This is a genomic window from Mesorhizobium sp. WSM4845 (assembly GCF_055811455.1).
Map to the genome: position 1 here is coordinate 134,124 of NZ_JBVVQA010000004.1, position 23,486 is coordinate 157,609.

25 protein-coding genes and 1 pseudogene are annotated in these 23,486 nt (G+C 62.9%); 10 read left to right on the plus strand and 16 right to left on the minus strand.

Annotated elements, in window-relative coordinates:
* Positions 1–24: 24 nt before the first annotated feature.
* The 3 genes from AC0L2C_RS06590 to AC0L2C_RS06600 are packed head-to-tail and all read right to left on the minus strand — an operon-like array spanning position 25 to position 3,889.
* Positions 25–993 carry a substrate-binding domain-containing protein gene (locus AC0L2C_RS06590; protein WP_128175728.1) on the minus strand — a complete coding sequence of 323 codons (969 nt, stop codon included), beginning with the start codon at positions 991–993 and terminating at the stop codon, positions 25–27.
* Positions 990–2,306, minus strand: a complete 1,317-nt coding sequence (locus AC0L2C_RS06595) for an ABC transporter permease (protein ID WP_473523013.1) — start codon at positions 2,304–2,306, stop codon at positions 990–992. The genes AC0L2C_RS06590 and AC0L2C_RS06595 overlap by 4 nt, the downstream gene beginning before the upstream one ends.
* Positions 2,303–3,889: a sugar ABC transporter ATP-binding protein gene (locus tag AC0L2C_RS06600; protein ID WP_473523088.1), complete on the minus strand. Its 1,587-nt coding sequence runs from the start codon at positions 3,887–3,889 to the stop codon at positions 2,303–2,305. Before AC0L2C_RS06600 ends, AC0L2C_RS06595 begins: the two co-directional genes overlap by 4 nt.
* Positions 3,890–4,108: 219 nt before the next feature.
* On the opposite strand from AC0L2C_RS06600, the gene AC0L2C_RS06605 reads away from it, so the two are divergent.
* A complete protein-coding gene (locus AC0L2C_RS06605) occupies positions 4,109–5,140 on the plus strand; it encodes a LacI family DNA-binding transcriptional regulator (protein WP_473523014.1) in 1,032 nt (343 codons plus the stop codon).
* 26 nt (positions 5,141–5,166) lie between these two features.
* On the opposite strand, the pseudogene AC0L2C_RS06610 reads toward AC0L2C_RS06605, so the two are convergent.
* From AC0L2C_RS06610 to AC0L2C_RS06620, 3 genes and pseudogenes are all read right to left on the minus strand, one after another.
* Positions 5,167–6,168: pseudogene (locus AC0L2C_RS06610) on the minus strand (LLM class flavin-dependent oxidoreductase).
* A 158-nt stretch (positions 6,169–6,326) separates the two neighbouring features.
* Entirely contained in the window at positions 6,327–7,490 is a 1,164-nt protein-coding gene (locus tag AC0L2C_RS06615; protein ID WP_473523015.1) for an AI-2E family transporter, read from the minus strand.
* Between the two features lie 218 nt (positions 7,491–7,708).
* Complete coding sequence (locus AC0L2C_RS06620; protein WP_473523089.1) at positions 7,709–8,770, minus strand: LLM class flavin-dependent oxidoreductase; 1,062 nt, start codon at positions 8,768–8,770, stop codon at positions 7,709–7,711.
* A gap of 244 nt (positions 8,771–9,014) precedes the next feature.
* Here AC0L2C_RS06620 and AC0L2C_RS06625 point away from each other — a divergent pair, with 244 nt between their 5' ends.
* A complete protein-coding gene (locus AC0L2C_RS06625) occupies positions 9,015–9,443 on the plus strand; it encodes a DUF6481 family protein (protein ID WP_023801556.1) in 429 nt (142 codons plus the stop codon).
* Between the two features lie 85 nt (positions 9,444–9,528).
* Here AC0L2C_RS06625 and sugE read toward each other — a convergent pair whose 3' ends face one another.
* Both sugE and AC0L2C_RS06635 read right to left on the minus strand, forming a co-directional pair.
* Positions 9,529–9,843: a quaternary ammonium compound efflux SMR transporter SugE gene (sugE, locus tag AC0L2C_RS06630; RefSeq protein WP_473481096.1), complete on the minus strand. Its 315-nt coding sequence runs from the start codon at positions 9,841–9,843 to the stop codon at positions 9,529–9,531.
* A 179-nt stretch (positions 9,844–10,022) separates the two neighbouring features.
* Positions 10,023–10,148 carry a hypothetical protein gene (locus AC0L2C_RS06635; RefSeq protein WP_023801558.1) on the minus strand — a complete coding sequence of 42 codons (126 nt, stop codon included), beginning with the start codon at positions 10,146–10,148 and terminating at the stop codon, positions 10,023–10,025.
* A 211-nt stretch (positions 10,149–10,359) separates the two neighbouring features.
* On the opposite strand from AC0L2C_RS06635, the gene AC0L2C_RS06640 reads away from it, so the two are divergent.
* Both AC0L2C_RS06640 and AC0L2C_RS06645 read left to right on the plus strand, forming a co-directional pair.
* Complete coding sequence (locus AC0L2C_RS06640) at positions 10,360–11,190, plus strand: transglutaminase-like domain-containing protein (protein ID WP_287298832.1); 831 nt, start codon at positions 10,360–10,362, stop codon at positions 11,188–11,190.
* 102 nt (positions 11,191–11,292) lie between these two features.
* Positions 11,293–11,697, plus strand: coding sequence for a GFA family protein (locus AC0L2C_RS06645; RefSeq protein ID WP_128175739.1), 405 nt, complete (start codon positions 11,293–11,295; stop codon positions 11,695–11,697).
* A 4-nt stretch (positions 11,698–11,701) separates the two neighbouring features.
* On the opposite strand, the gene AC0L2C_RS06650 is transcribed toward AC0L2C_RS06645, so the two are convergent.
* On the minus strand, positions 11,702–12,961 hold the full coding sequence (locus AC0L2C_RS06650; protein ID WP_473523016.1) for a DNA recombination protein RmuC: 1,260 nt from the start codon (positions 12,959–12,961) through the stop codon (positions 11,702–11,704).
* A 105-nt stretch (positions 12,962–13,066) separates the two neighbouring features.
* Between AC0L2C_RS06650 and def the strand changes: the two genes are divergently transcribed.
* From def to truA, 5 genes are all read left to right on the plus strand, one after another.
* Positions 13,067–13,612 (plus strand): peptide deformylase, encoded by a 546-nt coding sequence (gene def, locus AC0L2C_RS06655; protein WP_128244659.1) that lies wholly within the window; start codon positions 13,067–13,069, stop codon positions 13,610–13,612.
* A gap of 94 nt (positions 13,613–13,706) precedes the next feature.
* Entirely contained in the window at positions 13,707–14,012 is a 306-nt protein-coding gene (locus AC0L2C_RS06660; protein ID WP_023801563.1) for a hypothetical protein, read from the plus strand.
* Between the two features lie 30 nt (positions 14,013–14,042).
* The gene (fmt, locus tag AC0L2C_RS06665; protein WP_473523017.1) at positions 14,043–14,978 is read left to right on the plus strand and encodes a methionyl-tRNA formyltransferase; all 936 of its coding nucleotides are present in this window, start codon (positions 14,043–14,045) and stop codon (positions 14,976–14,978) included.
* Positions 14,975–15,484 carry a GNAT family N-acetyltransferase gene (locus AC0L2C_RS06670; protein ID WP_027152137.1) on the plus strand — a complete coding sequence of 170 codons (510 nt, stop codon included), beginning with the start codon at positions 14,975–14,977 and terminating at the stop codon, positions 15,482–15,484. Before fmt ends, AC0L2C_RS06670 begins: the two co-directional genes overlap by 4 nt.
* A gap of 17 nt (positions 15,485–15,501) precedes the next feature.
* The gene (gene truA, locus AC0L2C_RS06675) at positions 15,502–16,260 is read left to right on the plus strand and encodes a tRNA pseudouridine(38-40) synthase TruA (protein WP_128175759.1); all 759 of its coding nucleotides are present in this window, start codon (positions 15,502–15,504) and stop codon (positions 16,258–16,260) included.
* A gap of 152 nt (positions 16,261–16,412) precedes the next feature.
* Here the strand turns inward: truA and AC0L2C_RS06680 are convergent, their stop codons facing one another.
* The 6 genes from AC0L2C_RS06680 to dapD form a co-directional block, all read right to left on the minus strand.
* Entirely contained in the window at positions 16,413–17,018 is a 606-nt protein-coding gene (locus AC0L2C_RS06680; protein WP_027152135.1) for a hypothetical protein, read from the minus strand.
* Positions 17,019–17,020: 2 nt separating this feature from the next.
* Positions 17,021–18,220, minus strand: a complete 1,200-nt coding sequence (gene dapE / locus AC0L2C_RS06685) for a succinyl-diaminopimelate desuccinylase (protein ID WP_473523018.1) — start codon at positions 18,218–18,220, stop codon at positions 17,021–17,023.
* Between the two features lie 287 nt (positions 18,221–18,507).
* Positions 18,508–19,515, minus strand: a complete 1,008-nt coding sequence (locus AC0L2C_RS06690) for a GGDEF domain-containing protein (RefSeq protein ID WP_287345583.1) — start codon at positions 19,513–19,515, stop codon at positions 18,508–18,510.
* A 246-nt stretch (positions 19,516–19,761) separates the two neighbouring features.
* On the minus strand, positions 19,762–20,484 hold the full coding sequence (locus tag AC0L2C_RS06695; protein ID WP_473495109.1) for a hypothetical protein: 723 nt from the start codon (positions 20,482–20,484) through the stop codon (positions 19,762–19,764).
* Positions 20,485–20,505: 21 nt separating this feature from the next.
* Positions 20,506–20,877, minus strand: a complete 372-nt coding sequence (locus tag AC0L2C_RS06700) for a DUF805 domain-containing protein (protein ID WP_027152133.1) — start codon at positions 20,875–20,877, stop codon at positions 20,506–20,508.
* A 27-nt stretch (positions 20,878–20,904) separates the two neighbouring features.
* Positions 20,905–21,759 carry a 2,3,4,5-tetrahydropyridine-2,6-dicarboxylate N-succinyltransferase gene (gene dapD, locus AC0L2C_RS06705; RefSeq protein ID WP_287345581.1) on the minus strand — a complete coding sequence of 285 codons (855 nt, stop codon included), beginning with the start codon at positions 21,757–21,759 and terminating at the stop codon, positions 20,905–20,907.
* Between the two features lie 143 nt (positions 21,760–21,902).
* Between dapD and AC0L2C_RS06710 the strand changes: the two genes are divergently transcribed.
* Positions 21,903–22,742 carry an LOG family protein gene (locus AC0L2C_RS06710; protein ID WP_287345580.1) on the plus strand — a complete coding sequence of 280 codons (840 nt, stop codon included), beginning with the start codon at positions 21,903–21,905 and terminating at the stop codon, positions 22,740–22,742.
* Between the two features lie 36 nt (positions 22,743–22,778).
* Here the strand turns inward: AC0L2C_RS06710 and AC0L2C_RS06715 are convergent, their stop codons facing one another.
* Positions 22,779–23,486, minus strand: a complete 708-nt coding sequence (locus tag AC0L2C_RS06715) for a pyrimidine 5'-nucleotidase (RefSeq protein WP_023801574.1) — start codon at positions 23,484–23,486, stop codon at positions 22,779–22,781.

Below are 23,486 nucleotides of genomic sequence, written 5' to 3' on the forward strand. Positions count from 1 at the left end.
GGCGCCGTCATCGACGACTTCGTCTCAGAGCCCGTGCTCCTTCAGGATCTGGGCGGCATTCTCCTTGGTGATCTTCTGCGTCGGCAGCGTGATGGTCTTTTCGACCTTCTCGCCGTTCAGGAACTTGATCGCCTGCCGCAGCCCTTCGGCACCCGGCGTCACATAGGTGAACGTTGCCGTCAGCTCGCCATTGGCAACAAGCTGCACGCCTTCATTGGGCAGGCCGTCGATGCCGATGAACTTGATGTCCTTCTCGCGGCCGACATCCTTGGCGGCAAGATAGGCGCCGTAGGCCATCGGGTCGTTATGACCATAGACGAGGTCGATCTTCTCGTTGTTGCGCAGCGCCGTGGCCATGATGTTGTAGGCCTGGTCCTGTTTCCAGTCGCCCGACTGCTGGTCGAGCAAATATTTTATGCCCGGTTCCTTGTCGGTGAATTCATGGAAGCCGTCATGGCGGTCATGTGCCGGCTGGGTGCCCATGCCGCCCCAGATCTCGACGACATTGCCTGATGCCTTGCCCTTGCCGCCGAGCAATTCGACGGCGTATTCACCGGCAGCCCGCCCGATCAGCTTGTTGTCGCCGCCGACGAACTGCGTGTAGTCCTTGGTTTCGACATTGCGGTCGAGCACGAAGACCGGGATCTTGGCGTCGATCGCCTGCTGCACGACGCCGGTCAACCCGGCGGATTCCTTCGGTGACACCAGCAGCGCATCGACTTCCTGGCGGATCAGGTTCTCGACATCGGCGACCTGCTTTTCCGTCTTGTCCTCGCCGTCGGTGACGATCAGCTCGACTTCCGGATGCTTGGCGGCCTCGGCCAGGATGTCCTTGTTGAACTGGGCGCGCCACGGCTCGATGGTCGTCACCTGCGAGAAGCCGATCTTCCACTTCTTGTCCTGCGCGTAGGCGTTGCCGCTGGCCAAAAGCGCGGTCGTGGTCAGCAGTGCCGCGGTGACAGCGGCAAGCTTCAACAATTCACGTCGTTTCATTTCTTGTTTCCTCCAAGATTTAGAGACGGGGTCTCTTTTGACGGCCGCTTTGCTGCGGTCGTTTCCTTTTGCGCCGTTTTTCCAAAGGGCAGGCGCAGATAGTAGAGAAGATCACCGGCATTGCGTTCCTGGACGAGCACGGTGCCGATGATGATCATCCCCTTCAGCACGAGCTGAAGGTTCGAATTGATGTTGTGCAATTGCAGGATGTTCGAGAGCAGTCCGAAGATCAGCACGCCGCAGAATGTGCCGATCAGGCTGCCGCGTCCGCCCGTCAGGCTGGTGCCGCCGATGACCACGGCGGCGATGGCATCGAGCTCCAGCCCGGCGCCGGCATCCGGCTTGCCTTGCCTGTATTGCGCGACATAGAGCACTGCCGCCACGCCGGCCAGCAGCCCGGATACCGCGTAGGTGGCGATCTTGACGCGGCCGGCGGCGATGCCCGACAGCCGCGCCGCCTCTTCATTGCCGCCGATGGCGTAGACGTAGCGGCCGAACGGGGTGAAGCGCAGCACCGCGCCGTAGATCAGGATCGCTCCGAGGAAGAACAGGCCCGGCATCGGGATCACGCCGAACACCAGCGAGCGCAGCATTTCGAAATCGGCGGTGGCGTTCGACCCGGTGTAGACCGGCAGCACTGCATTGTTCTGGCCGGCGGTCAGCCGGGCGATGCCGAGCGCCGTCACCATCATCGCCAGCGTGACGATGAAAGGCTGCAGCCGCCCAGCAACGATGATGAAGCCGTTGAGCGCGCCGAACAGCAAGCCGACGCAAGGCGCCACCAGCAACACGCCGAGCACGCCGAATTTCGAGCCGACCTGCGGCAGCAGGAACCACAGCACTAGACTGCAGAGGATCACCCCGACAATGCCGGGCGTGACCAGCCCACGAACGCTGTCCAGCCTGATGGCGTGGGTGGCCTGCGGGCCGGCGCGCGATTTTTCGATGTTCAGGAAGATGAAGCGGGTGACCAGAATGCCGAGGCAAAGGGCGACCACGGCAACTGTCGGCACCCCCAGCACCGCCGCCGGCGTGACGCCCGGAACCGTCAGCAGCATGGCGCAGACCACGGTGCAGATCGCCATCAGCGAGCCGACGGAAAGATCGATGCCGCCGGTGATTATCACCGCCGTCATGCCGGTGGCTATCAGGCCGGTGGTCGACACCTGACGCAGCACATCGAGCAGATTGCCGTAGGACAGGAAGATGTTGTTGCCCTTGGAGCTGATCGGCGAGCCCAGCACGCCGATCAGGAAGATGGCGATCAGGCCCCAATAGAGCTTCGTCCGGGACAGGATGTTCAAGATGCTCATGCTGCGGGTCTCGTCATGGTCCGGCGCGGCGCCGCGAGCCGCATGATGGCCTCCTCGCTGGCTTGCGCGCGCGACACGATCCCCGTCTGGCGACCATCGGCCATGACCAGGATGCGATCGGAAAGAAGCAGCAGCTCCGGCAATTCCGAGCTGATGACGGCGATGGCGAGCCCGTCTCGCGCCAGCTTGAAGATCAGGTCGTAGATCTCCCGCTTGGCGCCGACATCGATGCCGCGTGTCGGCTCGTCCAGCAGCAGCACCCGCGGCCGCGTCGCCAGCCACTTGCCGATGACGACCTTCTGCTGGTTGCCGCCGGACAGGGTGCCGGCCGGCTGCTCGATGGTCCCGCAGCGAATGCCGAGCGCCTTGACCGCCTGCCGCGCCAGGCCTTGCTCGGCGGCCCGCGAGCGAAGCCCGAACCGCGCCAGCGTGCCGACCAGCGGCAGCGCGACATTGTCGGTGATCGACGCCTGAAGATGCAGGCCCTGCGTCTTGCGGTCCTCCGTCACCAGGGCGATGCCGAGCCGGCGGGCGTCGCGCGGCGAACGAATTTCCACCGGCTCGCTGTCGAGCCGGATTTCGCCGCCGGCGCGGCCGCCGCTGGAGCCGAAGATGGTCTCCAGGATTTCGGTGCGTCCCGAGCCGAGCAGTCCGCCTATCCCCAGAATTTCGCCTTCGGCAAGATCGAAGGCGACGCCGTCGAGCGCGGTGCGCCAGCCGTGGCGGTCTGGTTTCGACAGCGATAGGCCGCCTACGGAGAGAACGACCTTGCCGCTGGGACCACGCTCTTCCTGGGAAGAGGCAAGCAGGTTGCGCCCGACCATCGCCGATATGATGGTATCTTCGTCGAGCTTTGCCATCGCCTCGGTCAGCACGCGGCGTCCATCGCGAAACACGGTGACCCGGCTGGCCAGATGCATGACCTCGTCGATGCGGTGCGAGATGTAGATGATCGCCACGCCGTTGTCGGCGAGCTGGCGGATGATCCGGAACAGCCTCTGGCATTCGGCCGGCGAAAGCGCGGAGGTCGGCTCGTCCATGATCAGGATGCGCGCCGACATCGACAATGCCTTGGCGATCTCGACCAGCTGCTGCTCGCCGACACGCAGGCTGCCGACCCGCGCTTCCGGGTTGAGCTCGATGCCGAGCCTCTGCAGCAGGGCGCCTGCGGCATGGCTGCTTGCCTTGCGGTCGACGATAAGTCCGGCGATCAGCTTCTCGCGCCCGAGGAAGATATTATCGGCAACGCTGAGCTCGGGAACGAGATTGAGCTCCTGGTGGATGATGGCGATGCCGGCATGCTCGGCGTCGCGCACCCCGGCGAAACGGACCGGATGGGCATCGACATTCACCGTTCCGTCGTAATCCGTATAGATGCCGGAGAGGATTTTCATCAGCGTCGACTTGCCGGCGCCGTTTTCCCCCATCAGCGCATGGATCTCGCCGCGCCGCAGCTCGAAGCCGACGTCGACAAGTGCGGCGATGCCACCGAAGGTCTTGGAGATGTGCTCGGCGCTCAGAACGACAGCCGAGCGGCCGGCGGCCGCATCATCTCCGGACGTGATGGAATTGCCATGCTCCATGACAAGAACGGCCTCCCTTCCGTTGTCGTCGAACATCTCAAACGCTAATCTAAACGTTTCGAACATGTCAAGTCGCTATCTAATGAGGCGGGATTGATGCATTTCAATTCTTGCACAAATCCGCAGGATTCCTTAGGTATTGCAGCCAGAGGGCGATGAAACGTTTCGAAAATGATGGCGTCAGGACGAAAAAAGCAGCGAAAGTCCACGGCCCCCACCATGCTGCACGTGGCTGAAGTGGCGCGTGTTTCGGTCGCCACCGTCTCGGCGCTGATCAACGGCACCGCGACCGTCAGTCCCGAGCTCAGCCAGCGCATCGAACAGGCGATCCGCGACATCGGCTACAAGCGCAACGCGATCGCCCGCAGCCTGAAGATGGGCACGACCCGCACCATCGGGCTAACCGTTCCCCACATCACCAATCCGTTCTTCACCGATGTCGTTTCGGTCATCCAGCAGGCATTCGACCGCGCCGGCTATGCGGTCATGCTGTGCTGCACGGACGAGGACCTGAACACGCAGGACGACCAGATCAGGCTGCTGCTCGACCGAATGGTCGACGGACTGATTGTTGCGCGCGTCGGCGACGGCGCGATCCTGAAGAGAATTGTCGACGACGCCAACGTGCCGGTGGTGCTGCTCGACCGCGTTTGCGAAGGCGTCGATACCGACGCGGTCGTTCTCGACAACCAGCGCGCGGTGTGCGACGCCATCACCTATCTGATCGATCTCGGCCACCGGCGGATCGGCTACATCTCCGGCTCGTTCGACATCTCGCCCATGCATGATCGCATGACGGGATATCGCGAGGCGCTCCAGGCTGCCGGCCTGCCGGTCGAGAGCGAGCTTGTCCGCTTCGGCAATTTCCATGAAGTCGACGGCTACAACGCGACAATGCAGCTGCTTTCGCTGCACGACCGCCCGAGCGCGATCTTCTCGGCCAACAACCCGATGGTGATCGGCACCATGAAGGCGATCCGCGATATCGGGCTGTCCTGCCCCGAGGACATTTCGGTCGCCTGCTTCGACGATTTTCCGTGGTCGGACGTGTTCCAGCCGCAACTGACCACGGTCGCACAACCGGTCAAGGCGATCGGTGAGCAGGCGGCCAATCTGCTGCTCGACCGGCTCGCCGGAAACAGGGACGCGCCGCCGCGCAAGCTGACGCTCAAGGGACGCCTGATGATCCGCAATTCATGCCGGCCCCTTGGCGCGCCGCTGGGGGCGATCGCACAAAGCGTCAGCGCCTAACGCGCCTTCGCAGCCTCGCAAAAAAGTCAGGCAGCTTCCGACAGCGATTTGTGGACGTCGGCCAAGATCTCGAAGGATCGCACCCGCGCTGCGTGGTCGAAAATCTGCGCGGTGACCATCAGCTCGTCGGCGCCGGTGCGCTGCACGAACGCCTCGATGCCTTGCCTGACCGTTTCCGGGGCGCCGACGACGGCGCAGGACAGCGCTTGGCCGAGCATGGTTTTGGCCATCGGGTCGAGGTCGCGCTCATATCCGTCGACCGGCGGCGGCAAGCGGCCGGGCCGGCCTGTGCGCAGATTGACGAAGGCCTGCTGCAGCGAGGTGAACAACAGCCGCGCTTCGGCGTCGGAGGGTGCAGCGAACACGTTGAGGCCGAGCATGACCTAGGGCTTGTCGAGCTGTTTCGACGCCTGGAAGCGCGAGCGATAGATCTCCAGTGCGTGGTCGAGTTCGGCCGGCGCGAAATGCGAGGCGAAGGCGTAGGGCAGGCCGAGCATGGCTGCGAGCTGCGCACCATAGAGGCTCGAGCCCAGAATCCAGATCGGCACCTGCTCGCCCTCGCCGGGCACGGCGCGGATACGCTGACCGTCTTCGGCCGGCTGGAAATAGCCCATCAGTTCGATGACATCCTGCGGGAAACTGTCGGCGCCGGCGTCGAGGTTGCGGCGCAGCGCACGCGCCGTGTCCATGTCGGTGCCCGGCGCCCGGCCGAGGCCGAGGTCGATGCGGCCTGGATGCAACGCGTTAAGTGTGCCGAACTGCTCGGCAATGACCAGCGGCGAATGGTTGGGCAGCATGATGCCGCCGGCTCCGACGCGTATCGTTGTGGTGCCGCCGGCGACATGGGCAATGACGACGGAGGTGGCGGCGCTGGCGATGCCCGGCATATTGTGATGCTCGGCCAGCCAATAGCGCCTGTACCCCAGCCGCTCGGCATGGCGGGCGAGATCGAGCGAATTGGTGAGCGATTGCGAAGCGTTGCTGCCTTCGACGATCGGCGACAGGTCGAGAACCGAAAGTGCGGTCATGGGCGGGGATCCTGTGGACGGGAGGGATGTAGGAACCTACCGCGACGGCCGCAAATTCAAAAAATTGAACTGACGCCCATGAGTCCACTCAAGCAAAAAGGGACGCTCTGGAATTTAGTATCCACGGCTGCCTGCCGCAGCTTATCCCGCTTCTCGGATCATGCGCCCGCAGCCGTGTCGGTTTCTGAAATCTCTTCGTCCTCAACCGCCGTATGTTGCGCCGCCAAGAAATTGCCGACATGGCTGAGCTCGTCGAAATGATCGCAGAACACCTTGATGACGACCAGCAGCGGCACCGCCATCAGCGCGCCGACGAAACCCCACAGCCAGGACCAGAAGGCAATGGCGATGAGGATCGCCACGGCGTTGATCTCTAGGCGCCGGCCAACCACCGTCGGCGTCACGAATTGGCCCTCGACGGTATCGCACAACAGCACGAAGGCCGGCGCCAGCAGCGCGTAGGAGATGCTGTCGAAGCTGATCAGCGCGATGATCGTGACAAGCGTGATTGTAATCAGCGCCCCGATATAGGGCAGGAAATTGAGCAGAGCCGCTGCTGCGCCCCAGACCTGCGGGTTGGGCATGCCGAGTGCCCATAGGCCGAGTCCGATGACCACGCCCAGGCATGTATTGATGATGGCGACGGTAAGCAGATAGTGCGAGATTTCACGTTCGACGTCATAGACGACGCGCAGTGCCCGCTTCTTTTCGCTGAGACTGGGGAAGGATTCGACGATCTTCTCATAGAACATCGTGCCGGACGCGAGCAGGAACAGCGACAGGACGAAGACGATGATGAGGCTGGTGCCCGCCGACAGCAAATTGCCGGCGGCTTGCGAGAGGATGCCCGATTGCGCCATGGCTACCCTCTGGACGCCCGGCCCTTGGGAGGTCTGCGTCAGTCCCTCTATCTGCCGCGAAATGTCCATGATCCTTTCGAAAGGACGCCGCAGTTGCGCGAGACGTTCGGTCAGCTGCTGGCCAATCACCGAGGTGTTGTTGATGAGGTCGATGACCGGGCCGCTAAGCAGATAGCCGGCCACGGCAAGGATGCTGACCGACAGCACCACCAGCAGTGTCGCCGATATCACATCGGGCATGCCGTGTTTGCGCAGGAAGCGGACGATCGGCGTCAGCGTCAGCGCCAGCAGGAAAGCCAGGATGACCGGCATGAAGAAGGCGCGGGCGAAGGAGAGCGCGTAGATCGCCATAAGGAAGAAGATGCCGACTAGCAGCGAACGTATCAGGTGCATGTCCGCACGCGCCTCGACGCGCGGATCGGGGCTCTCGGCAGCACCCGAAGCGGCGGGTTCGGCTTTCATTCTGGCCCTCGGCGGCACACTGCGATTGGTGTACGCTGTTGGCGGAAACGCCTTTGCGGCTTCAAGGTTCCGCTGGAGCGACGTGCGTCCACTTGGACGCTCAAAGTACGCTCTAATGCTTTGAATTTACCATCGGCCCCGAAAATCGATTCCGATTTGCGGCCGATGCGCTTAGCCGGCGCTGACGATGACCTTGGCCCTACGATCTAGCCGGCGAATCAAGCGACCGGCGCGGCCGCAGCAGGGATCGCCTTCGCCGTCTCCTTGCGCACGATCGGTGCCACCTTGGTGCCGTAGAGTTCGATCGCCTTCATGATCTTGGCGTGCGCCATGGTGCCGATCGCCATTTGCAGCAGGAAGCGGTCGTTGCCGAATATCCTGTGCTGGGCAACGATCTTTTCGGCCACCTGTTCGGGGTTGCCGACGAACAGCGCGCCGTTCGGGCCGCGCGACTGGTCGAAATGTGCTCTCGACGTCGGACCCCAGCCGCGCTCGCGACCGATGCGGTTCATCACCTCGGCCTGCGGCCCATAAAAATCGTCGGCCGCCTGGTCGGTGGTCGCGGCAATGAAGCCGTGCACGTTGAGGCTGGTGGCCAGATCAGCCGGATCGTTGCCGGCCCGTTTGGCCGCTTCCCTGTAAATATCGAACAGCGGCGCGAACCGCGCCGGCTCGCCGCCGATGATGGCCAGCGCCAGCGGCAGGCCGAGCGCACCGGCCCGCGCGGCGGATTGCGGCGTGCCGCCGATCGCGATCCAGATCGGCAATCTGTCCTGGAACGGGCGGGGGTAGACGCCGCGATCGTTGATCGGAGCGCGCAGCCTGCCCGACCAGCTCACCTTGACATGATCGCGGACGGCAAGCAGCAGATCGAGCTTTTCGGCAAAGAGCTCGTCATAGTCCTCAAGATCGTAGCCGAACAGCGGAAAGGATTCGATGAACGAGCCGCGCCCAGCCATAATCTCGGCCCGGCCGCTGGATAGAAGGTCGAGCGTTGCAAACTGCTGGAAGACACGGACCGGATCGTCGGAGGACAGTACAGTGACCGCGCTGGTCAGCTTTATGCGCCTGGTGCGTTCGGCCGCCGCGGCCAGGGCCACGACTGGCGCTGAAGCCGCATAATCGGGACGGTGATGCTCGCCCAACCCAAACACGTCGAGGCCGACCTGGTCGGCCAGCTCGATCTCCTCGATCAGGTTGCGCAGCCGCTCATGCGCACCGATGGCGCCTGGGCCTGATTCCGGGCTGACGTCGGCGAAGGTGTAGAGACCGAGTTCCATCATCTGTCATCCTGGTGTTTTGTTCTGGTGTTTTGTTTTTCGCGCTACAGGTAGCGACCAGTCCGCCGCGCCGCCAGAGGGTCGGATGGTGAACAGTGCATGTCCGTTTCAGCCGAATTCAGCCGAAAAGGCGTCTCCCGGCTGCAACAGCTCAGAATTTCATGGCTGGCATACCGTTTTGGCGCTTGAACTCTGGGTTTTCCCGCGTATGTAAGCCTCGCAAATTGACTCCAGGGAAGTGGACTTGGCTATCTATAGGGAAAAAGACGTTTTCGAGCGGCGCAATGCCGCAAACGAGGCAAAGAAGGCGCTTCTCGAGCGCTTCAAGGCAAAGCCGGCAGCGGACGATCCAGCGGTGCTGGCACGACAGGCCGAACGCAAGGCGATCCTCGAAGCCCGTGCGATACGCGAGGCCGAAAAGGCCAGGCTGAAGCAGGAGAAGCTGGCGCGCGAAGCGGCCGAAAAGGCCGAGCGCGAAGCTGCTGCCGAAGCCGCGCGGATTGCTGCGGAAGAAGCGGCGCAGGCGGAAGCGAAGATCCGGGAAGCCGAAGAGAACGAGCGCATCGCTCGTTTGCTTGCCGACGAGGCCGAGCGCAAAGCCAAGCGCGACGCGCGCTATGCGGCGCGCAAGCAGCGCACCGGCAGGACGCCTCCGGGCTTTTCCGCTCGCTAGCGCTCCAAGCGCGATTCACCAATCAAATTTAGGGCCGCCTTGCAGCGGCCCTAAAGGCGTTTGTGCTGCTGCCTTGCAGCAAGAACTAGGTCGCGAGTTTCAATCCCATGATGCCGCAGACGATGAGTGCGATGCAGGCCAGCCTGATCGCGGTCGCAGGCTCACCGAGCAGCCAGATGCCAAGCAGCGCCGTGCCGACGGTGCCGATGCCGGTCCACACCGCGTAAGCCGTGCCGACCGGCAGCGTCTTCAGCGCCAGTCCGAGCAAGGCGAGACTGACGACCATCGAGGCAACCGTCAGGACGGTCGGAAGCGGCTTCGAAAAACCGTCAGTGTATTTGAGGCCGATCGCCCAGGCGATCTCGAACAGGCCAGCGAAGAAGAGAAGAATCCACGACATCGGAACGCTCCATTGGATTGCGGGTCGTCCCGGTCTTTTCGGAAAGCGCGAAGTCGTCTTCGCGGCATTGATTTAGAAATGCCCAATCAACAGCAGCGCCGACAGCACTTCAGGACCAGTCGCTGAATGTCGATGGTCCTGGAATGCCGTCGGTCATGACTGCGCCGAAACGCCGAGGCTTACTTGTCCTTGAGTTTGGTCGCCTTGACGGGCGGCGCTTTCAGGGTCGGGGCAGCGGCAGGTTTCTTCGCGTCCTTCTTCGGCTTGCGGGCTTCCTTGCCCGCCTTCATCGCACCTTTAGCCATGATTCGTTTCCTCCAATTGTGGCACGCGAAATGAACCAAGAGAAACGCTCGACCGCAAGAGGCATAATCTGGCGCCGGCGCCAGCCGTCGGCTGTCAACCGTTTCTAAATCGCTCGTAAACCGCGCTGGTCCGTGCGATGATCTTTTTTGCGCTGCAGCAACGGCCCGTGCCTTCGCCGGGTGGTGATCCGGCAGGACGGTCAGGACGATAATGCGAATCCATATCGGCTGCGAGATGAGCTTCGACTTTCCGCAGGAAACGCCGCTGATCGCGATGCTCAACGTTCACTATTCCCGCGCGTCCGATCTCGAGCGGCCGGATTTCCTGACTTCGAACCCACCGGTGCCGATCGAGAGCTACCGCGACAGTTTCGGCAATTGGTGCAACCGCCTTGTCGCCCCTCCCGGTCGCTTCACCTTCGGCACGGACGCGGTGATCCGCGATCCCGGAAGTTTTGAGATGGGCGATCTGCTGGCGTGGCAGCACGAGGTGCGCGACCTGCCGTCGGAGACGCTGCTGTTCCTGCTGCCGAGCCGCTATTGCGAGAGCGACGTGCTGGCGAACGAGGCGTGGCGGCTGTTCGGCCACTCACCGCTCGGTATTCCACGCGTGCAGGCGGTCTGCGATTTCGTCCACAACCACATCATCTTCAACTACGGCAACGCGCGGCCGACGCGCACGGCAGCAGAGGCCTATCGTGAGCAAAGCGGCGTTTGCCGCGACTTTGCCCATCTCGCCGTCGCCTTCTGCCGCGCCTTGAACATCCCGACGCGCTATTGCACCGGCTACATCAGCGACATCGGCCTGCCGAAGCCTTGGTCGGACATGGACTTCGCCGCCTGGATGGAGGTCTACCTCGGCGGTCGCTGGCATGCCTTCGATCCGCGCAACAATGCGCCGCGCATCGGCCGCATCCTGATCGCCTCCGGCCGCGACGCAGCCGATGTGCCGCTGACCCATATTTTCGGGCCGGGCACGCTGGCCGGTTTCAAGGTCTGGACGGAAGAAGTCATCGAACAGGCGTCGACGCAGCAGCCTTGAACCAGCGGATGGTTTGCCGCGTTGTGAATGCCTGTGTGGAGCTTCGGCGGCTGCGCCGTTAAGCTCCAACACGTCGAGGCGCGGCTGAAGGGAGGAACGAAGATGAAAATCGACGGCGGGTGCCATTGCGGCGCCATTACCTACGAGGCGGAGGTCGATCCGGACAACACCAGTATTTGTCACTGCATCGATTGTCAGCAGCTGACCGGAACAGCGTTTCGGGTGACCGTGCCGGCGCCGGAGCAGCGCTACCGGATCACCAAGGGCACGCCGAAGATCTACATCAAGACCGCAGCGAGCGGCGCCAGGCGCGCCCAGGCCTTTTGCGGCGAGTGCGGTACGCACCTCTATGCCACGTCGGTTGGCGACGGGCCGAAAGTCTATGGCATCAGGGTCGGCACGGCGCGGCAGCGCGAACAACTGATCCCGAGAAAGCAGATCTGGCACCGCTCGGCGCTGCATTGGCTGCCGGAGTTCGAAGGCACAATGATCGTCGAGGAGCAGTAGCCTCTCAGTCGTCGCCTTCGACCACCCTTAGCCTCAATTGGCCGGTCTTGGAGTCGGCGACGCGCGCACCCGCTTCGGTCTTCGCGTTGGCCGCCGATCCGGCGTCGCCTTCCGCCGGCTGCGCGCCGAACTCCAGCGCCTCGATCTTTTGGCCGCGCTTGGTCACCTTCGACGTCGAGACGAGAATATCGTCGATATCCTTGGCCGACTGGCCGAAATGGCTCTGCAGCTTGCGCACCCGCTCGTCGAGGCGCGAGACATCCTCCATCAGCCGGATGACTTCGCCCTGGATCAAATGCGCCTGCTCGCGCATGCGGGCGTCCTTGAGAATCGCCTGGATGACCTGAATCGACAGCATCAGCAGCGACGGCGAGACGATGACGATGCGGGCGCGGTGCGCCTTGTGGAAAATCCCCTCGAAATTCTCGTGGATCTCGGCGAATACCGATTCCGACGGCACGAACATGAAGGCGGTGTCCTGCGTCTCGCCCTGGATCAGGTATTTGTCGGAAATATCGCGGACATGCACCTCGATATCACGCCGAAACGCTTGTGCGGCGACCTTCTGCAAATCGACGCCTTCGGCGGCACGGATGGCATTCCAGGCTTCCAGCGGAAACTTGGCATCGATGGCGAGTGCGGGCGCGCCGTTCGGCATCTTCACCAGGCAGTCGGGCCGGCTGCCGTTCGACAGGGTCGCCTGGAATTCATAGGCGCCGTGCGGCAGGCCGTCGGCGACGATCGCCTCCATGCGCGACTGGCCGAAGGCGCCGCGCGTCTGTTTGTTGGAGAGGATTGCCTGAAGTTGCACGACCTGGCTGGCGAGCGACTGGATGTTGCCTTGCGCTGTATCGATAACCGCCAACCGCTCCTGCAGTTTGGCGAGGCTTTCATGCGTCGATTTCGTCTGCTCGGTCATGGTCTGGCCGAGACGGCCGGTCATCGCGTCGAGACGCTGGCCGATCGACTGCGTGAGTTCGGCCTGCCGCGCCCCGAACACTTCGGCGATGGCGCCCATGCGGCCCTGCATCTCGGCCTGGCTTGCCAGGATGCCGGCCATCCGCGCCTCGGCGTCGCGGGCGTGGTCGGCGGCTTCCGCGGCAGCCACCGCACGCGCCTTGGCCGAGCGCCAGAGCGCGACGACGAGCGCCACGAACAGGCCCAGGAACAGGACCGCGCCGAATGCCAGCGCGTGGCCGAGCGTGATCGTGGTGGCGCCGAGCCGGGCGATCGGTTCGGACAGGATGGTGGTCAGGTCGTTCATATCGGACAGCATAGATGATTCGGCCTGACGACACAGATCAAAACGTGAACGCCGCTGCAAATGCCCCGGTTGACGCTTTTCGTGCGAGGTCTTAGGTGAGACGCCATGTCGATCAAGCCGCTCATCATCCTTCCCGATCCCGTCCTGCGCCAGGTTTCGAAACCGGTCGAGCGCGTCGACGGCGCCTTGCGCAAACTGGCCGACGATATGCTGGACACGATGTATGATGCGCCGGGCATTGGTCTGGCGGCGGTCCAGATCGGCGAACCGCTGCGCATGCTGGTGATCGACCTCGCCAAGGAAGACGAGCCGCCGGCGCCGCATGTCTTCATCAATCCCGAGATTCTTGAGAGCGCCGATCAGCGCTCGGTCTACGAGGAGGGGTGCCTGTCGATCCCGGATTACTATGCCGAGGTCGAGCGCCCTGCCGCCGTGCGGGTGAAATATCTCGATCGCGACGGCAAGCTGCAGGAGATCGAGGCCGAAGGGCTGATGGCGACTTGCCTGCAGCACGAAATCGACCATCTCAACGGTGTTCTGTTCATCGACCACATCTCGAAGCTGAAGCGCGACATGGTGGTGAAGAAGTTCAAGAAGCTCGCCAGGGACAAACCATCAGGCAGCAAGGCGCCGGGCAAGTTAGTGGGATAGGGCGATACTCGCGCAGTTTGATGCTGAACCTTTCGAAGATGTTGGCGGGACAGCGCCCCTCTACCCTGTTCCAGATTAGGAAATGGAGACGCCGATGAGCGACATGCTGATCAGAAATATTCCCGAACCCTTGAAGCGGGAAATCGAGCAGGCGGCGCGTAAGAGCGGCCAGAGCCTGTCGGGCAAGGCGATAGCTCTTCTGCGCGAAGGCATGGTCGCCGAAAGGCAAGCCAGGCTGGAGCCGGGTCTTTCGGCATGGGACGCTATTCGCGCGACTTTCGCTGCTGAAAACGCAATTGGCGATGAATTCGCCAAGATCATGAACGAAATCGAAGCAGAAAGGAAACGCGACTTCGGTCGCCGACCCGCAAAGTTCGCGACTTCGACTGAGCCGACTTAACGGCCAGACGAAGACCGGACCCGGAACAAAATGCCCTTGCGCGTCATCTTCATGGGTACGCCCGAATTCTCGGTGCCGACGCTGCGGGCGATCGCGGATGCCGGACATGAGATTGGAGCCGTCTACACTCAGCCGCCGCGCGCCGCCGGTCGCCGGGGGCTGGAACTGACGCCGTCGCCGGTGCAGCGCGAGGCCGAGCGGCTGGGCCTCGAGGTGCGGACGCCGGTGTCGCTGAAGAACGAGACCGAGCAGCAGGCGTTCCGCGCCTTGCGGGCCGATGTCGCCGTCGTCGTCGCCTATGGATTGCTGTTGCCCAAACCCATTCTCGAGGCGCCGCGGCTCGGCTGCCTCAATGGTCACGCGTCGCTGTTGCCACGCTGGCGCGGCGCCGCCCCTATCCAGCGCGCCATCATGGCCGGCGATACCGAGACAGGCATGATGGTGATGCGGATGGAAGAGGGCCTGGACACCGGCCCGGTGGCGATGGCCGAAAAATGCGCCATCGGCCCCGATATGACGGCCGGCGAACTGCATGATCGGTTGATGCACATTGGCGCCGCGCTGATGGCGGAAGCGCTGGCTCGTCTGGAACGGGATGCCCTGACTTTTACCGCACAGGCGACGGAGGGGGTGACCTATGCCAAAAAGATCGATAAAGCGGAGACGCGCGTGGACTGGACGCGGCCTGCTGGCGAAGTCCACGATCATATTCGCGGCCTGTCGCCCTTTCCCGGCGCATGGTGCGAGATCGAAATTGCCGGCCGCCTGGATCGGCTGAAACTGCTTCGCTCGACGCTTTCGCAAGGCGCCGGCGAGCCGGGAGGAATTCTCGACGACCGGCTGACGGTCGCCTGCGGGTCAGGCGCGATGAGGTTGGTCGAAGTTCAACGTGCGGGCGGAAGGCCCATTGCCGCGCAGGAATTTCTGCGCGGGGCCAAGCTCGAAAAAGGAATGAAATTCTCATGAGCATGATGTCGATACGCGCGGCGACGCCGCGGGACCGCGAGGCGATCCGCCTGGTCGAGGAACACGCATTCGGCCAGCAGGCGGAGGCCGGACTGGTCGACGCGCTGGTCAGCGGCGGCGATGCCGTCGTCGAACTGGTGGCGGAAGAAGATGGACAGGTGGTCGGCCATATTCTGTTTTCGCGGCTTTACGTGCAGAACGGCGGCAAGAGCTTTCCGGCAGTGGCGCTGGCGCCTCTGGCGGTCGAGCCGTCATTCCATGGCACCGGCATCGGCGGTGCGCTGGTCCGCGAGGCGCATATCCGCCTGAAGGATGCCGGCGAGGTGCTGGCGGTGGTGCTTGGCGATCCCGCATATTATGGCCGCTTCGGCTACAGTCACGCGCGCGCCGAAAAATTCGAAAGCGAGTTCCAGGGCGAAGCGATGCAGGCGCTGGTCTGGGGCGAAGCGCCTGAGACCGGCAAGCTGGTCTACGCTTCGGCTTTCGGCACCGCGCTCGCCGCCTAACCTCATCCTTCTTAGGAATGCCGCGTTTTCGCCTCGACATCGAATATGACGGCAGCCTCTATGCCGGCTGGCAGCGCCAGGCAGACCAGCCTTCGGTGCAGCAGGCGATCGAACAGGCGATCGAGAAATTCTGCGGCGAACAGGTCTCGCTGCGCGGCGCCGGCCGCACCGATGCCGGCGTCCACGCGACCGGTCAGGTGGCGCATGTCGATCTCGTCAGGGCGTGGCCTGATGACAAGGTTCGCGATGCCGTCAACGCCCACCTGCAAACGGCCAAGGCGCGCATCGCCATCCTCAAGGCGGCTGTGGTGCCGGATAGCTTCGATGCGCGTTTCTCGGCGATCGGCCGCCACTATCTCTACCGCATCGTCAACCGGCGCGCGCCGGCGGCGCTCGACAAGGGCAAGATCTGGTGGGTGCCGAAGCGGCTCGACGCCGAGGCCATGCACGAAGCGGCAAAGGTGCTGCTGGGGCGGCATGATTTCACCACGTTCCGCTCGACCCAGTGCCAGGCCGACAACCCGGTCCGGACGCTCGACCGACTGGATGTCAGTCGGCTGGGTGACATGATCGAAGTGCGAGCCTCGGCGCGCTCGTTCCTGCACAATCAGGTGCGCTCGATGGTCGGCTCGCTGAAGCGCGTCGGCGAAGGCGGCTGGACAATTGCCGATCTGAAGGCGGCGCTCGACGCGCGCGACCGTGCAGCCTGTGGCCAGGTGGCGCCGCCCGATGGGCTTTTTCTCGTTGGGGTAGATTATCCGAAGGCGTCCGGATGACGCGGCTAGATGTGCCGATCAGTCAGCGTCACTAGGCTAGGTCGTCCTGCCAATCGGCCCAGCCGTAGAACACGCGCACAATCACCACGCGCTCGGACTCTACAATGAAGGCGATGGTGACGCGGCGTGTGAATCCGATGATCCGAAGCTATTCAAGTCCCGGTTCCGCTCGGCGCACCGATGCCGAGCAGCGCCTGCAGCGCGAACAGAACGACCAGCGACGCCACGAACATTCCGGCGAAGACAGCGCTGCCGACAGCCGCGCCCCTGCCGATGGCAACGTTTGTCATCCGCCAGGTCAGGATCATCGACAGCGCGAACAAAAGCAGCGACGCCAGTACGGCGAACTCGTTGGTGGACGGCAGGAAAAGCCTGATCAACGCCGCTGGCAGCATCATCCAGGCGATGATCGCCGACGCCCAGTTGCTGGCGACGACATAGTGGACGAAGCGCCCGCCGATGCCGGCGCGCGGCGCGACGAGGGCAAGGCCGACAAGCGGCAACACCCAGACGCCGATGTCGACTGTCGCCAGACGGATCAGCATGCTGAAGCGTCCGGCGAATGCATTCGGATCGCCGATCTCGTTGGCGAGGCCGACCCAACCGACGATCAGCGCCGGTGCCGCGACGACGATGGCGAAGAAGGAATTCCAGAAACCGTCGGCCGAAAGGTCGAACTGGCGCAGCCCATCGGCCTTGCCGAGCATCAGTCGCCAGGCGCCGTTGAGCGAAGCATAGGTTTCATCCGACGAAAGCATGATTACGATGCGCCTTGCTCGAACCAGTCTTCGATGAAGCGCAGATAAATCTGCGTCAGCGTCTCGAGGTCGGCAAGTGCGACGCGTTCATCGACCATGTGCATGGTCTTGCCGACCAGCCCGAACTCGACCACCGGACAATAATCCTTGATGAAGCGTGCGTCGGAGGTGCCGCCGGAGGTGGAAAGCGCCGGCTTCCTGCCGATCACCGCCTTGACCGAACCGCTGAGCGCTTCGATCAGCCGCTCGTCGCGGGTGAGGAAGACGTGGCTCGGCCGGTCGCGCCAGACGAGTTCGTAATCGACCGGTGTCGTCTTGCCGGCCCGGTATTTCTTTGGCTTCGCCGCCTTGTCGAGACGGTTGTGGATTTCCGCCTGGATGGTCTCGGCGGTCCATGTGTCGTTGAAGCGGATGTTGAAGGCGGCGGTCGCCTTTGCCGGAATAACATTGGTGGCCGGATTGCCGACGTCGATCGAGGTTACCTCCAGATTGGTCGGCTGGAAGTCCTTGGTGCCCTTGTCGAAGACTGGGTGCAGCAAGGCTTCGACCAGCGTCATCAGGCCGCGCACCGGATTGTCGGCAAGCTGCGGATAGGCGGCGTGGCCTTGGCGGCCGTTGACGATGATGCTGCCGGACAAAGAGCCGCGCCGGCCGATCTTGATCATGTCGCCCAGCGCATCGGGATTGGTCGGCTCGCCGACGATCGACGCATCCCATTTCTCGCCCTTGGCGACCGCCCATTCGAGCAGCTTTGTCGTGCCGTTGATGGCCGGCCCTTCTTCGTCGCCGGTGATCAGCAGCGAGACCGAGCCTTTCAGGCCGCCTTTCGACTCGAGATGGCGCGCCACGGCGGCGATGAAACAGGCGATGCCCCCCTTCATGTCGACGGCACCGCGACCGAACATCTCGCCCTTGGCGATCTCGGCAGCGAAAGGCGGATGCGTCCATGAGGTCTCGTCGCCGACCGGCACCACGTCGGTATGCCCGGCGAACATCAGGTGCGGACCGTTGCCGGAGCGCCGCGCATAGAGATTTTCGATATCGGGCGTGCCGTCCTCCGAGAACACCGGGCGCTCGACGGAAAAGCCGAGTGGTTTCAGCATTGTTTCCAGCGTGCTCAGTGCCCCGCCCTCGATGGGTGTCACGGAGGGGCAGCGGATGAGGGCGGCGAGATTTCCAGCGGGATCGGTCGGCAACGTCATGGGCAAAAGCGTTAGTCGAAAGCGCAAGGCCTGTCACGGCCAGACATAAGGGCCAGCCATCCCGCCGACACTATGGTTTTCGTGGCGTATTGTCGCAGGCCTGATGCATGTCGCCCAAAGGCATGGCCTCGGGCTCGACCCGTGCGGGCGCAGCGGTTTTGGGCAAATGCGCATAAACAAACAAAGGCTTAAAGTGCGTCGCAGGAGTCGCTTCAGACGCGACGCACTTAGGCGGGATACGGGATATTGCATGGACTGAGCGACAAAAGGCCCAATAATCGCTGTGGTCAGTTCGCGGCCCGCACATGCGCCCGGTAACGGCCCTTTCCGGTGCGTTTGGCTTCATAGAGCGCGTGATCGGAGCAGGTGAGAAGAAGTTCCGGCTCGCCGCCGTCGGCAGGCGCGAAGGCACTTCCAATGCTCAACCCGATGCGTATTGCGGTGCCCACGCCAAGGTCGAAAGGTACCGAGATCTTCTCAATGGCGCGCTTTGCCAGGAGGGTGCCTTCGATCTCGGATGTGTCCGGCAGCAGGATCACGAATTCGTCACCGCCGATGCGAAAGACCATATCCCCCGGTCGGAAAGCGCGCTTCAATCGTTCGGCCACCTTGCGCAGCAGCATGTCGCCGACCGCGTGGCCGAAGCGGTCATTGACGTGTTTGAAGCCGTCGAGGTCCATGCTGAGAACGGCAAACGGCCTGCCGCCGTTTGCCGCCGGCGCCGCAAGCTCGCTGCACATGCCGCGCAGTTTCTCCTGAAGGAAGATGCGGTTGGGCAGGCCGGTCAGCGCGTCCTTGATCGCCAGATCGCGATTGTCCAGTTCGGCGCGGATCATGCGGGCGTTGATCGCATGATTTTGAAGCAGCACGATGATGACGCCGGCCACATAGAAAGGCACTTGAAATCCGACGATCGACATTCCTGGCGCCGGAGATAACAGCGCGCCAACCAGGAAAGGCAGGCTTACGGCCAGCATGACGAATATGGCGTAGCGCGGGGTCGCTGCGTTGCGCGACGACACCACGCCGACGACGCCTGCAACGTTCAAGGCAGCCAGCACGGCGAGCGCCATATCCCCTCTGACGACGCAGCCATAGCAGCCGAGGCCGAAAATCACCGACCATGACCCACCGGCGGCCATGAGGCCTGCCAGCGGCCCCGTTCCCCCGCGTGTGCGGGCCCGCTCACATTCCCGCATCAGCAGGAAGCGGACAGCAAACAGGATGAGGTCGGCCGCCATCCAGGCGTAGGGCCACCGGTCGCCGGTGACGACCGCGGCGCCGACTGCCAGCACCAGGACACTGATGGTGCCGAACAGGACAGCGAATTTGCGCTCGAACGTGGTGTCGAGAAGCCGCGCGCGGACAGCTTCCGGTTCCGCTCTGATCGGTGAAGAAAACCAGGCGAACAGCCGCGCGCCGGCGCTTCGCTTTCCGCGCGTTTTCGGGTTGGCCAGGGGTTCGTCGTGTGCCAGTCGAGTGCTCCGTGCCGGTCGACACAGTCTTCACAGGCATGCTGGACCAAGGTGATTAAGATTAGCTTAGGTAATTGGACGAGCCGACCGCAATGGACCGTCGATCAGCGTGATCTTTTGCCAGATCTTTCGCGACAGATTGGAGCCCAGGGACTCGATGTCGTTGACGCCATCGACGACCACATCGTCGTTGACCGATTGCGCGAACAGCGCGGCGATCTTGCCGGTGATCGACAGCATTTCGGAGCAATAGTCGAGGTAGCGCGCGAGATCGGCACGGTCGGTTATGCGTGCCGGTGAATGCGATGTCGGCTTGAAATCGGTTGAAAGCGCTGCCGGATCCTTGGTCAGCTGATGCATGTCGATGACATGGATCAGCGATCGCAAGCCATGAAGCTTGCGAAACACCTGCTTGCGCTTGATGCGCTCTTCGGTCCGGATCAAGGCCAGGAAGCCGAGCATCGCGAGGATGATCATGTTGATCAAGGATTCGATGCCTTGCACCGACTGGATGGCGTCGTGGGTTCCCGAGATGCGGCCGAGCGGAAGGATGGTGCCGACGAACAGGAACATCAGCGCGCCGGCGGCAATGGTGACGATGACGACGCCGCGCAGCCACCAGATCGGCGCTTCCAGCGCCTTCGCCGCCTTGGCCAGATCACGCGACAGCGACACAAGTTCTATGGCGACGCCACGCAAGCCGGTATCGGGAAACCGCTCCGCGACGCGTTTTTCCAGTCGCTCGGCAGTTTCGATGATCAGTTTCGCATCAAGCGTGCGGTAGCGCATGGCTAGGGACCCGCCCGGCGCTCAGGATTCGGCCGGCGCATTGGTGCGTTTGCCGTAGCGGTTGGGTCCGGGATCACTTTTGAAAAAGGCCAGAATGACAAGGAGAATGGCGCCGACGATGAGAGAGATCAATGCGTAGTAGGTAGGCTTGCCGAAATCATGGAACCGCTTCGCCGTTAGCGCAAAGGTCGACCATGTCGAGACGACCACAGCGATCCACCAGGCGAGCGCCCAGTACTGACTTGCAGCAGTGCCCAACGGCGTTCGCGAGAACTGGTAGAGCAGGAAAAGCTGAGTGAGGAGCGGCAACAGACCCGCCAAAACATACGCGCTGGGGTTCACTCGCCCGGAAAGGCTGAAGAAAAGCCATAGAAATCGAGGTCTGTCGAGCAAGCGGGTAGGTCCGTTTTTTTGAAAAGATCAATCGCGAAGCAGTTCATTGATCGAGGTTTTGGAACGGGTCCTGGCATCGACCCGCTTGACGATGACGGCGCAGTAGAGGCTGGGACCCCAGTTTTCGCCTGGCACGTTCTTGCCCGGCATCGTGCCCGCCACCACCACTGAATTGGCTGGCACTTCGCCGTAGAAAACCTCGCCGGTGGCACGGTCGACGATCTTGGTCGACTGGCCGATGAAGACGCCCATGCCGAGTACCGAGCCTTCGCGCACGACGCACCCTTCAACCACTTCGGAGCGTGCGCCGATGAAGCAGTTGTCCTCGATGATGGTCGGGCCGGCCTGCATCGGCTCCAGCACGCCGCCGATGCCGACGCCGCCCGACAGATGCACATTCTTGCCGATCTGGGCACAGGAGCCGACCGAGGCCCATGTGTCGACCATGGTGCCGCTGTCGACATAGGCGCCGACATTGACGAAGGACGGCATCAGCACGGCACCTGGCGCGACGTAGGCGGAGCGCCGCACGATCGATGACGGCACGGCACGGAAACCTGCCTTCTCAAAGTCGATGGCGCTCCAGCCGTCGAATTTCGACGGCACCTTGTCCCACCACACGGCCTGGCCCGGACCACCCTTGATGATCTCCATCGGGTTGAGTCGGAACGACAGCAGCACAGCTTTCTTCAGCCACTGGTTGACATGCCATGTGCCGTCGGCCTGGCGCTCAGCAACGCGGACAACACCCCGGTCGAGCAGGTCGAGCGCCGCCTGGATGGCGTCGCGCGCTGCGCCGCGGGTTGCCGTCGAAATCGTCTCGCGTTCCTCGAAGGCGGTTTCGATGGTCTTTTCGAGGCTCGCCAGATCGGGCTTTGACATGAATTCGCTCCATTACCAAGCTGTTAAGGGGCCGCACCTTAACCTGTTTTGAAAGTCGCCGGACCCTATGTGAAGGCTTGGTGAGGGTCAATCGCGGCTGCGTCGCGGGACGGCGCAACTGAATAATTGGACGGGTAGGTAATATGACTCCTATGGAAAAGGCGGGGTGGACGCCGCTGCCGCATTCGGACGAGGATCTGGAGCGGTCGAAAAGCGTGCCGGACACGCCGCAGACGCGTGCCGAGACCTACCGGTTGGCATGGAACGATCCCGACTTCATGACACGGCGCGAATTGCGCGCGGTCAGGCTGCAGCTCGAACTGTTGAAGCCGGAGATGATCCTGGCCGAGCGCGGCATCGGCTCGACCGTCATCCTGTTCGGCGGGGCGCGCATACCCGAGCCGGGCGGTGAAGCCTGGGCGGCCAAGAACGAGACGCAGAAGGAAAACCTCGAGAAAAACAGCAAATATTACGAGGAAGCGCGAAAATTCGCCCGGCTCTGCTCGCAGCAGTCGGCCACCTCCTATTATCGCGAATTCGTCGTGGTGACAGGCGGCGGACCCGGCGTGATGGAAGCCGGCAACCGCGGCGCCGACGATGTCGGCGCCCCGTCGATCGGCCTCAACATCGTGTTGCCGCACGAGCAGGCGCCGAATGCCTATGTGACGCCGGAGCTCTGTTTCAACTTCCACTATTTCGCGATCCGCAAGATGCATTTCGTCATGCGCGCCAAGGCTGTCGCGGTGTTTCCCGGCGGCTTCGGCACGATGGACGAATTCTTCGAAACGCTGACCCTGATCCAGACCGGCCGCATGGAGCGCGTGCCGGTGATCCTGTTCGGCAAGGCTTTCTGGAAACGGGCGATCGATCTCGATTTCCTCGCCGAGCAAGGCACGATCACCCCTGGCGACCAGGACATCATCGATTTCGTCGACACCGCCGACGAAGCCTGGGGGATCATCAGCCGCTTCTATCAGCTTTAGGCCGCGGGCTTCGATCCGGCTTTACCAAGCAACGGCTCAAGCGGTGATGTCGACGATCGCGGTGAGGAATTCGGCAAGATCGTCGGTGACGAAATCCACATCGTCCTCGTGGCCCGGGTCACGTTCCCAGATTTCCGAGAAGGTCGGCTCGAAGTTGCGCGGCACAACCAGCACCGTGGTCATGCCCAGCGATTTCGGCACGGACAGGTTGCGGGCCAGATCCTCGAACATCACCGCATTGTGGCCGGTGACCGCGTGGAGTTCCGCGAACTTCTCGTAGGTCTGGCGGGCCGGCTTGGGGTTCAGCCCGGCAGCGACGATATCGAAGATGTCGTCGAAATGATCGAGGATGCCGAGTTGGCGCGCGGTGCGTTCGGCATGCCTGCGGTCGCCATTGGTGAAGATGAACTTGCGGCCGGGAAGCTGGCGGATGGCGGTGCCGAGAACGGGATCGGGAACCAGCCAGGAATAGTCGATGTCATGGACCTTCTCGAGAAAGTCGTCGGGATCGATGCCGTGGCGCGCCATCAGACCGTTCAGCGTCGTGCCATATTCCCGGTAGAGTTCCTTCTGCAGCTTGCGGGCATCGTCGCGTGGCAGCGTCAGCAGTTCTCCGACATAGGCGGTCATCTTTACGTCGATCTGCGAGAACAGGTTCGAATGGTGCGGATAGAGGGTGTTGTCGAGGTCGAACACCCAGTCGGTGACATGGGCAAAGCGGGCGGGGTCCGGGAGCGTGGTCAT

What these genes read in the sequence shown, in the direction of transcription:
- AC0L2C_RS06590 (WP_128175728.1), bottom strand. Translation starts at nt 993, where the DNA reads ATGAAACGACGTGAATTGTTGAAGCTTGCCGCTGTCACCGCGGCACTG.
- AC0L2C_RS06595 (WP_473523013.1), bottom strand. Translation starts at nt 2,306, where the DNA reads ATGAGCATCTTGAACATCCTGTCCCGGACGAAGCTCTATTGGGGCCTG.
- AC0L2C_RS06600 (WP_473523088.1), bottom strand. Translation starts at nt 3,889, where the DNA reads ATGGAGCATGGCAATTCCATCACGTCCGGAGATGATGCGGCCGCCGGC.
- AC0L2C_RS06605 (WP_473523014.1), top strand. Translation starts at nt 4,109, where the DNA reads ATGCTGCACGTGGCTGAAGTGGCGCGTGTTTCGGTCGCCACCGTCTCG.
- AC0L2C_RS06615 (WP_473523015.1), bottom strand. Translation starts at nt 7,490, where the DNA reads ATGAAAGCCGAACCCGCCGCTTCGGGTGCTGCCGAGAGCCCCGATCCG.
- AC0L2C_RS06620 (WP_473523089.1), bottom strand. Translation starts at nt 8,770, where the DNA reads ATGGAACTCGGTCTCTACACCTTCGCCGACGTCAGCCCGGAATCAGGC.
- sugE (WP_473481096.1), bottom strand. Translation starts at nt 9,843, where the DNA reads ATGTCGTGGATTCTTCTCTTCTTCGCTGGCCTGTTCGAGATCGCCTGG.
- AC0L2C_RS06635 (WP_023801558.1), bottom strand. Translation starts at nt 10,148, where the DNA reads ATGGCTAAAGGTGCGATGAAGGCGGGCAAGGAAGCCCGCAAGCCGAAG.
- AC0L2C_RS06640 (WP_287298832.1), top strand. Translation starts at nt 10,360, where the DNA reads ATGCGAATCCATATCGGCTGCGAGATGAGCTTCGACTTTCCGCAGGAA.
- AC0L2C_RS06645 (WP_128175739.1), top strand. Translation starts at nt 11,293, where the DNA reads ATGAAAATCGACGGCGGGTGCCATTGCGGCGCCATTACCTACGAGGCG.
- AC0L2C_RS06650 (WP_473523016.1), bottom strand. Translation starts at nt 12,961, where the DNA reads ATGAACGACCTGACCACCATCCTGTCCGAACCGATCGCCCGGCTCGGC.
- def (WP_128244659.1), top strand. Translation starts at nt 13,067, where the DNA reads ATGTCGATCAAGCCGCTCATCATCCTTCCCGATCCCGTCCTGCGCCAG.
- AC0L2C_RS06660 (WP_023801563.1), top strand. Translation starts at nt 13,707, where the DNA reads ATGAGCGACATGCTGATCAGAAATATTCCCGAACCCTTGAAGCGGGAA.
- fmt (WP_473523017.1), top strand. Translation starts at nt 14,043, where the DNA reads ATGCCCTTGCGCGTCATCTTCATGGGTACGCCCGAATTCTCGGTGCCG.
- AC0L2C_RS06670 (WP_027152137.1), top strand. Translation starts at nt 14,975, where the DNA reads ATGAGCATGATGTCGATACGCGCGGCGACGCCGCGGGACCGCGAGGCG.
- truA (WP_128175759.1), top strand. Translation starts at nt 15,502, where the DNA reads ATGCCGCGTTTTCGCCTCGACATCGAATATGACGGCAGCCTCTATGCC.
- AC0L2C_RS06680 (WP_027152135.1), bottom strand. Translation starts at nt 17,018, where the DNA reads ATGCTTTCGTCGGATGAAACCTATGCTTCGCTCAACGGCGCCTGGCGA.
- dapE (WP_473523018.1), bottom strand. Translation starts at nt 18,220, where the DNA reads ATGACGTTGCCGACCGATCCCGCTGGAAATCTCGCCGCCCTCATCCGC.
- AC0L2C_RS06695 (WP_473495109.1), bottom strand. Translation starts at nt 20,484, where the DNA reads ATGCGCTACCGCACGCTTGATGCGAAACTGATCATCGAAACTGCCGAG.
- dapD (WP_287345581.1), bottom strand. Translation starts at nt 21,759, where the DNA reads ATGTCAAAGCCCGATCTGGCGAGCCTCGAAAAGACCATCGAAACCGCC.
- AC0L2C_RS06710 (WP_287345580.1), top strand. Translation starts at nt 21,903, where the DNA reads ATGACTCCTATGGAAAAGGCGGGGTGGACGCCGCTGCCGCATTCGGAC.
- AC0L2C_RS06715 (WP_023801574.1), bottom strand. Translation starts at nt 23,486, where the DNA reads ATGACCACGCTCCCGGACCCCGCCCGCTTTGCCCATGTCACCGACTGG.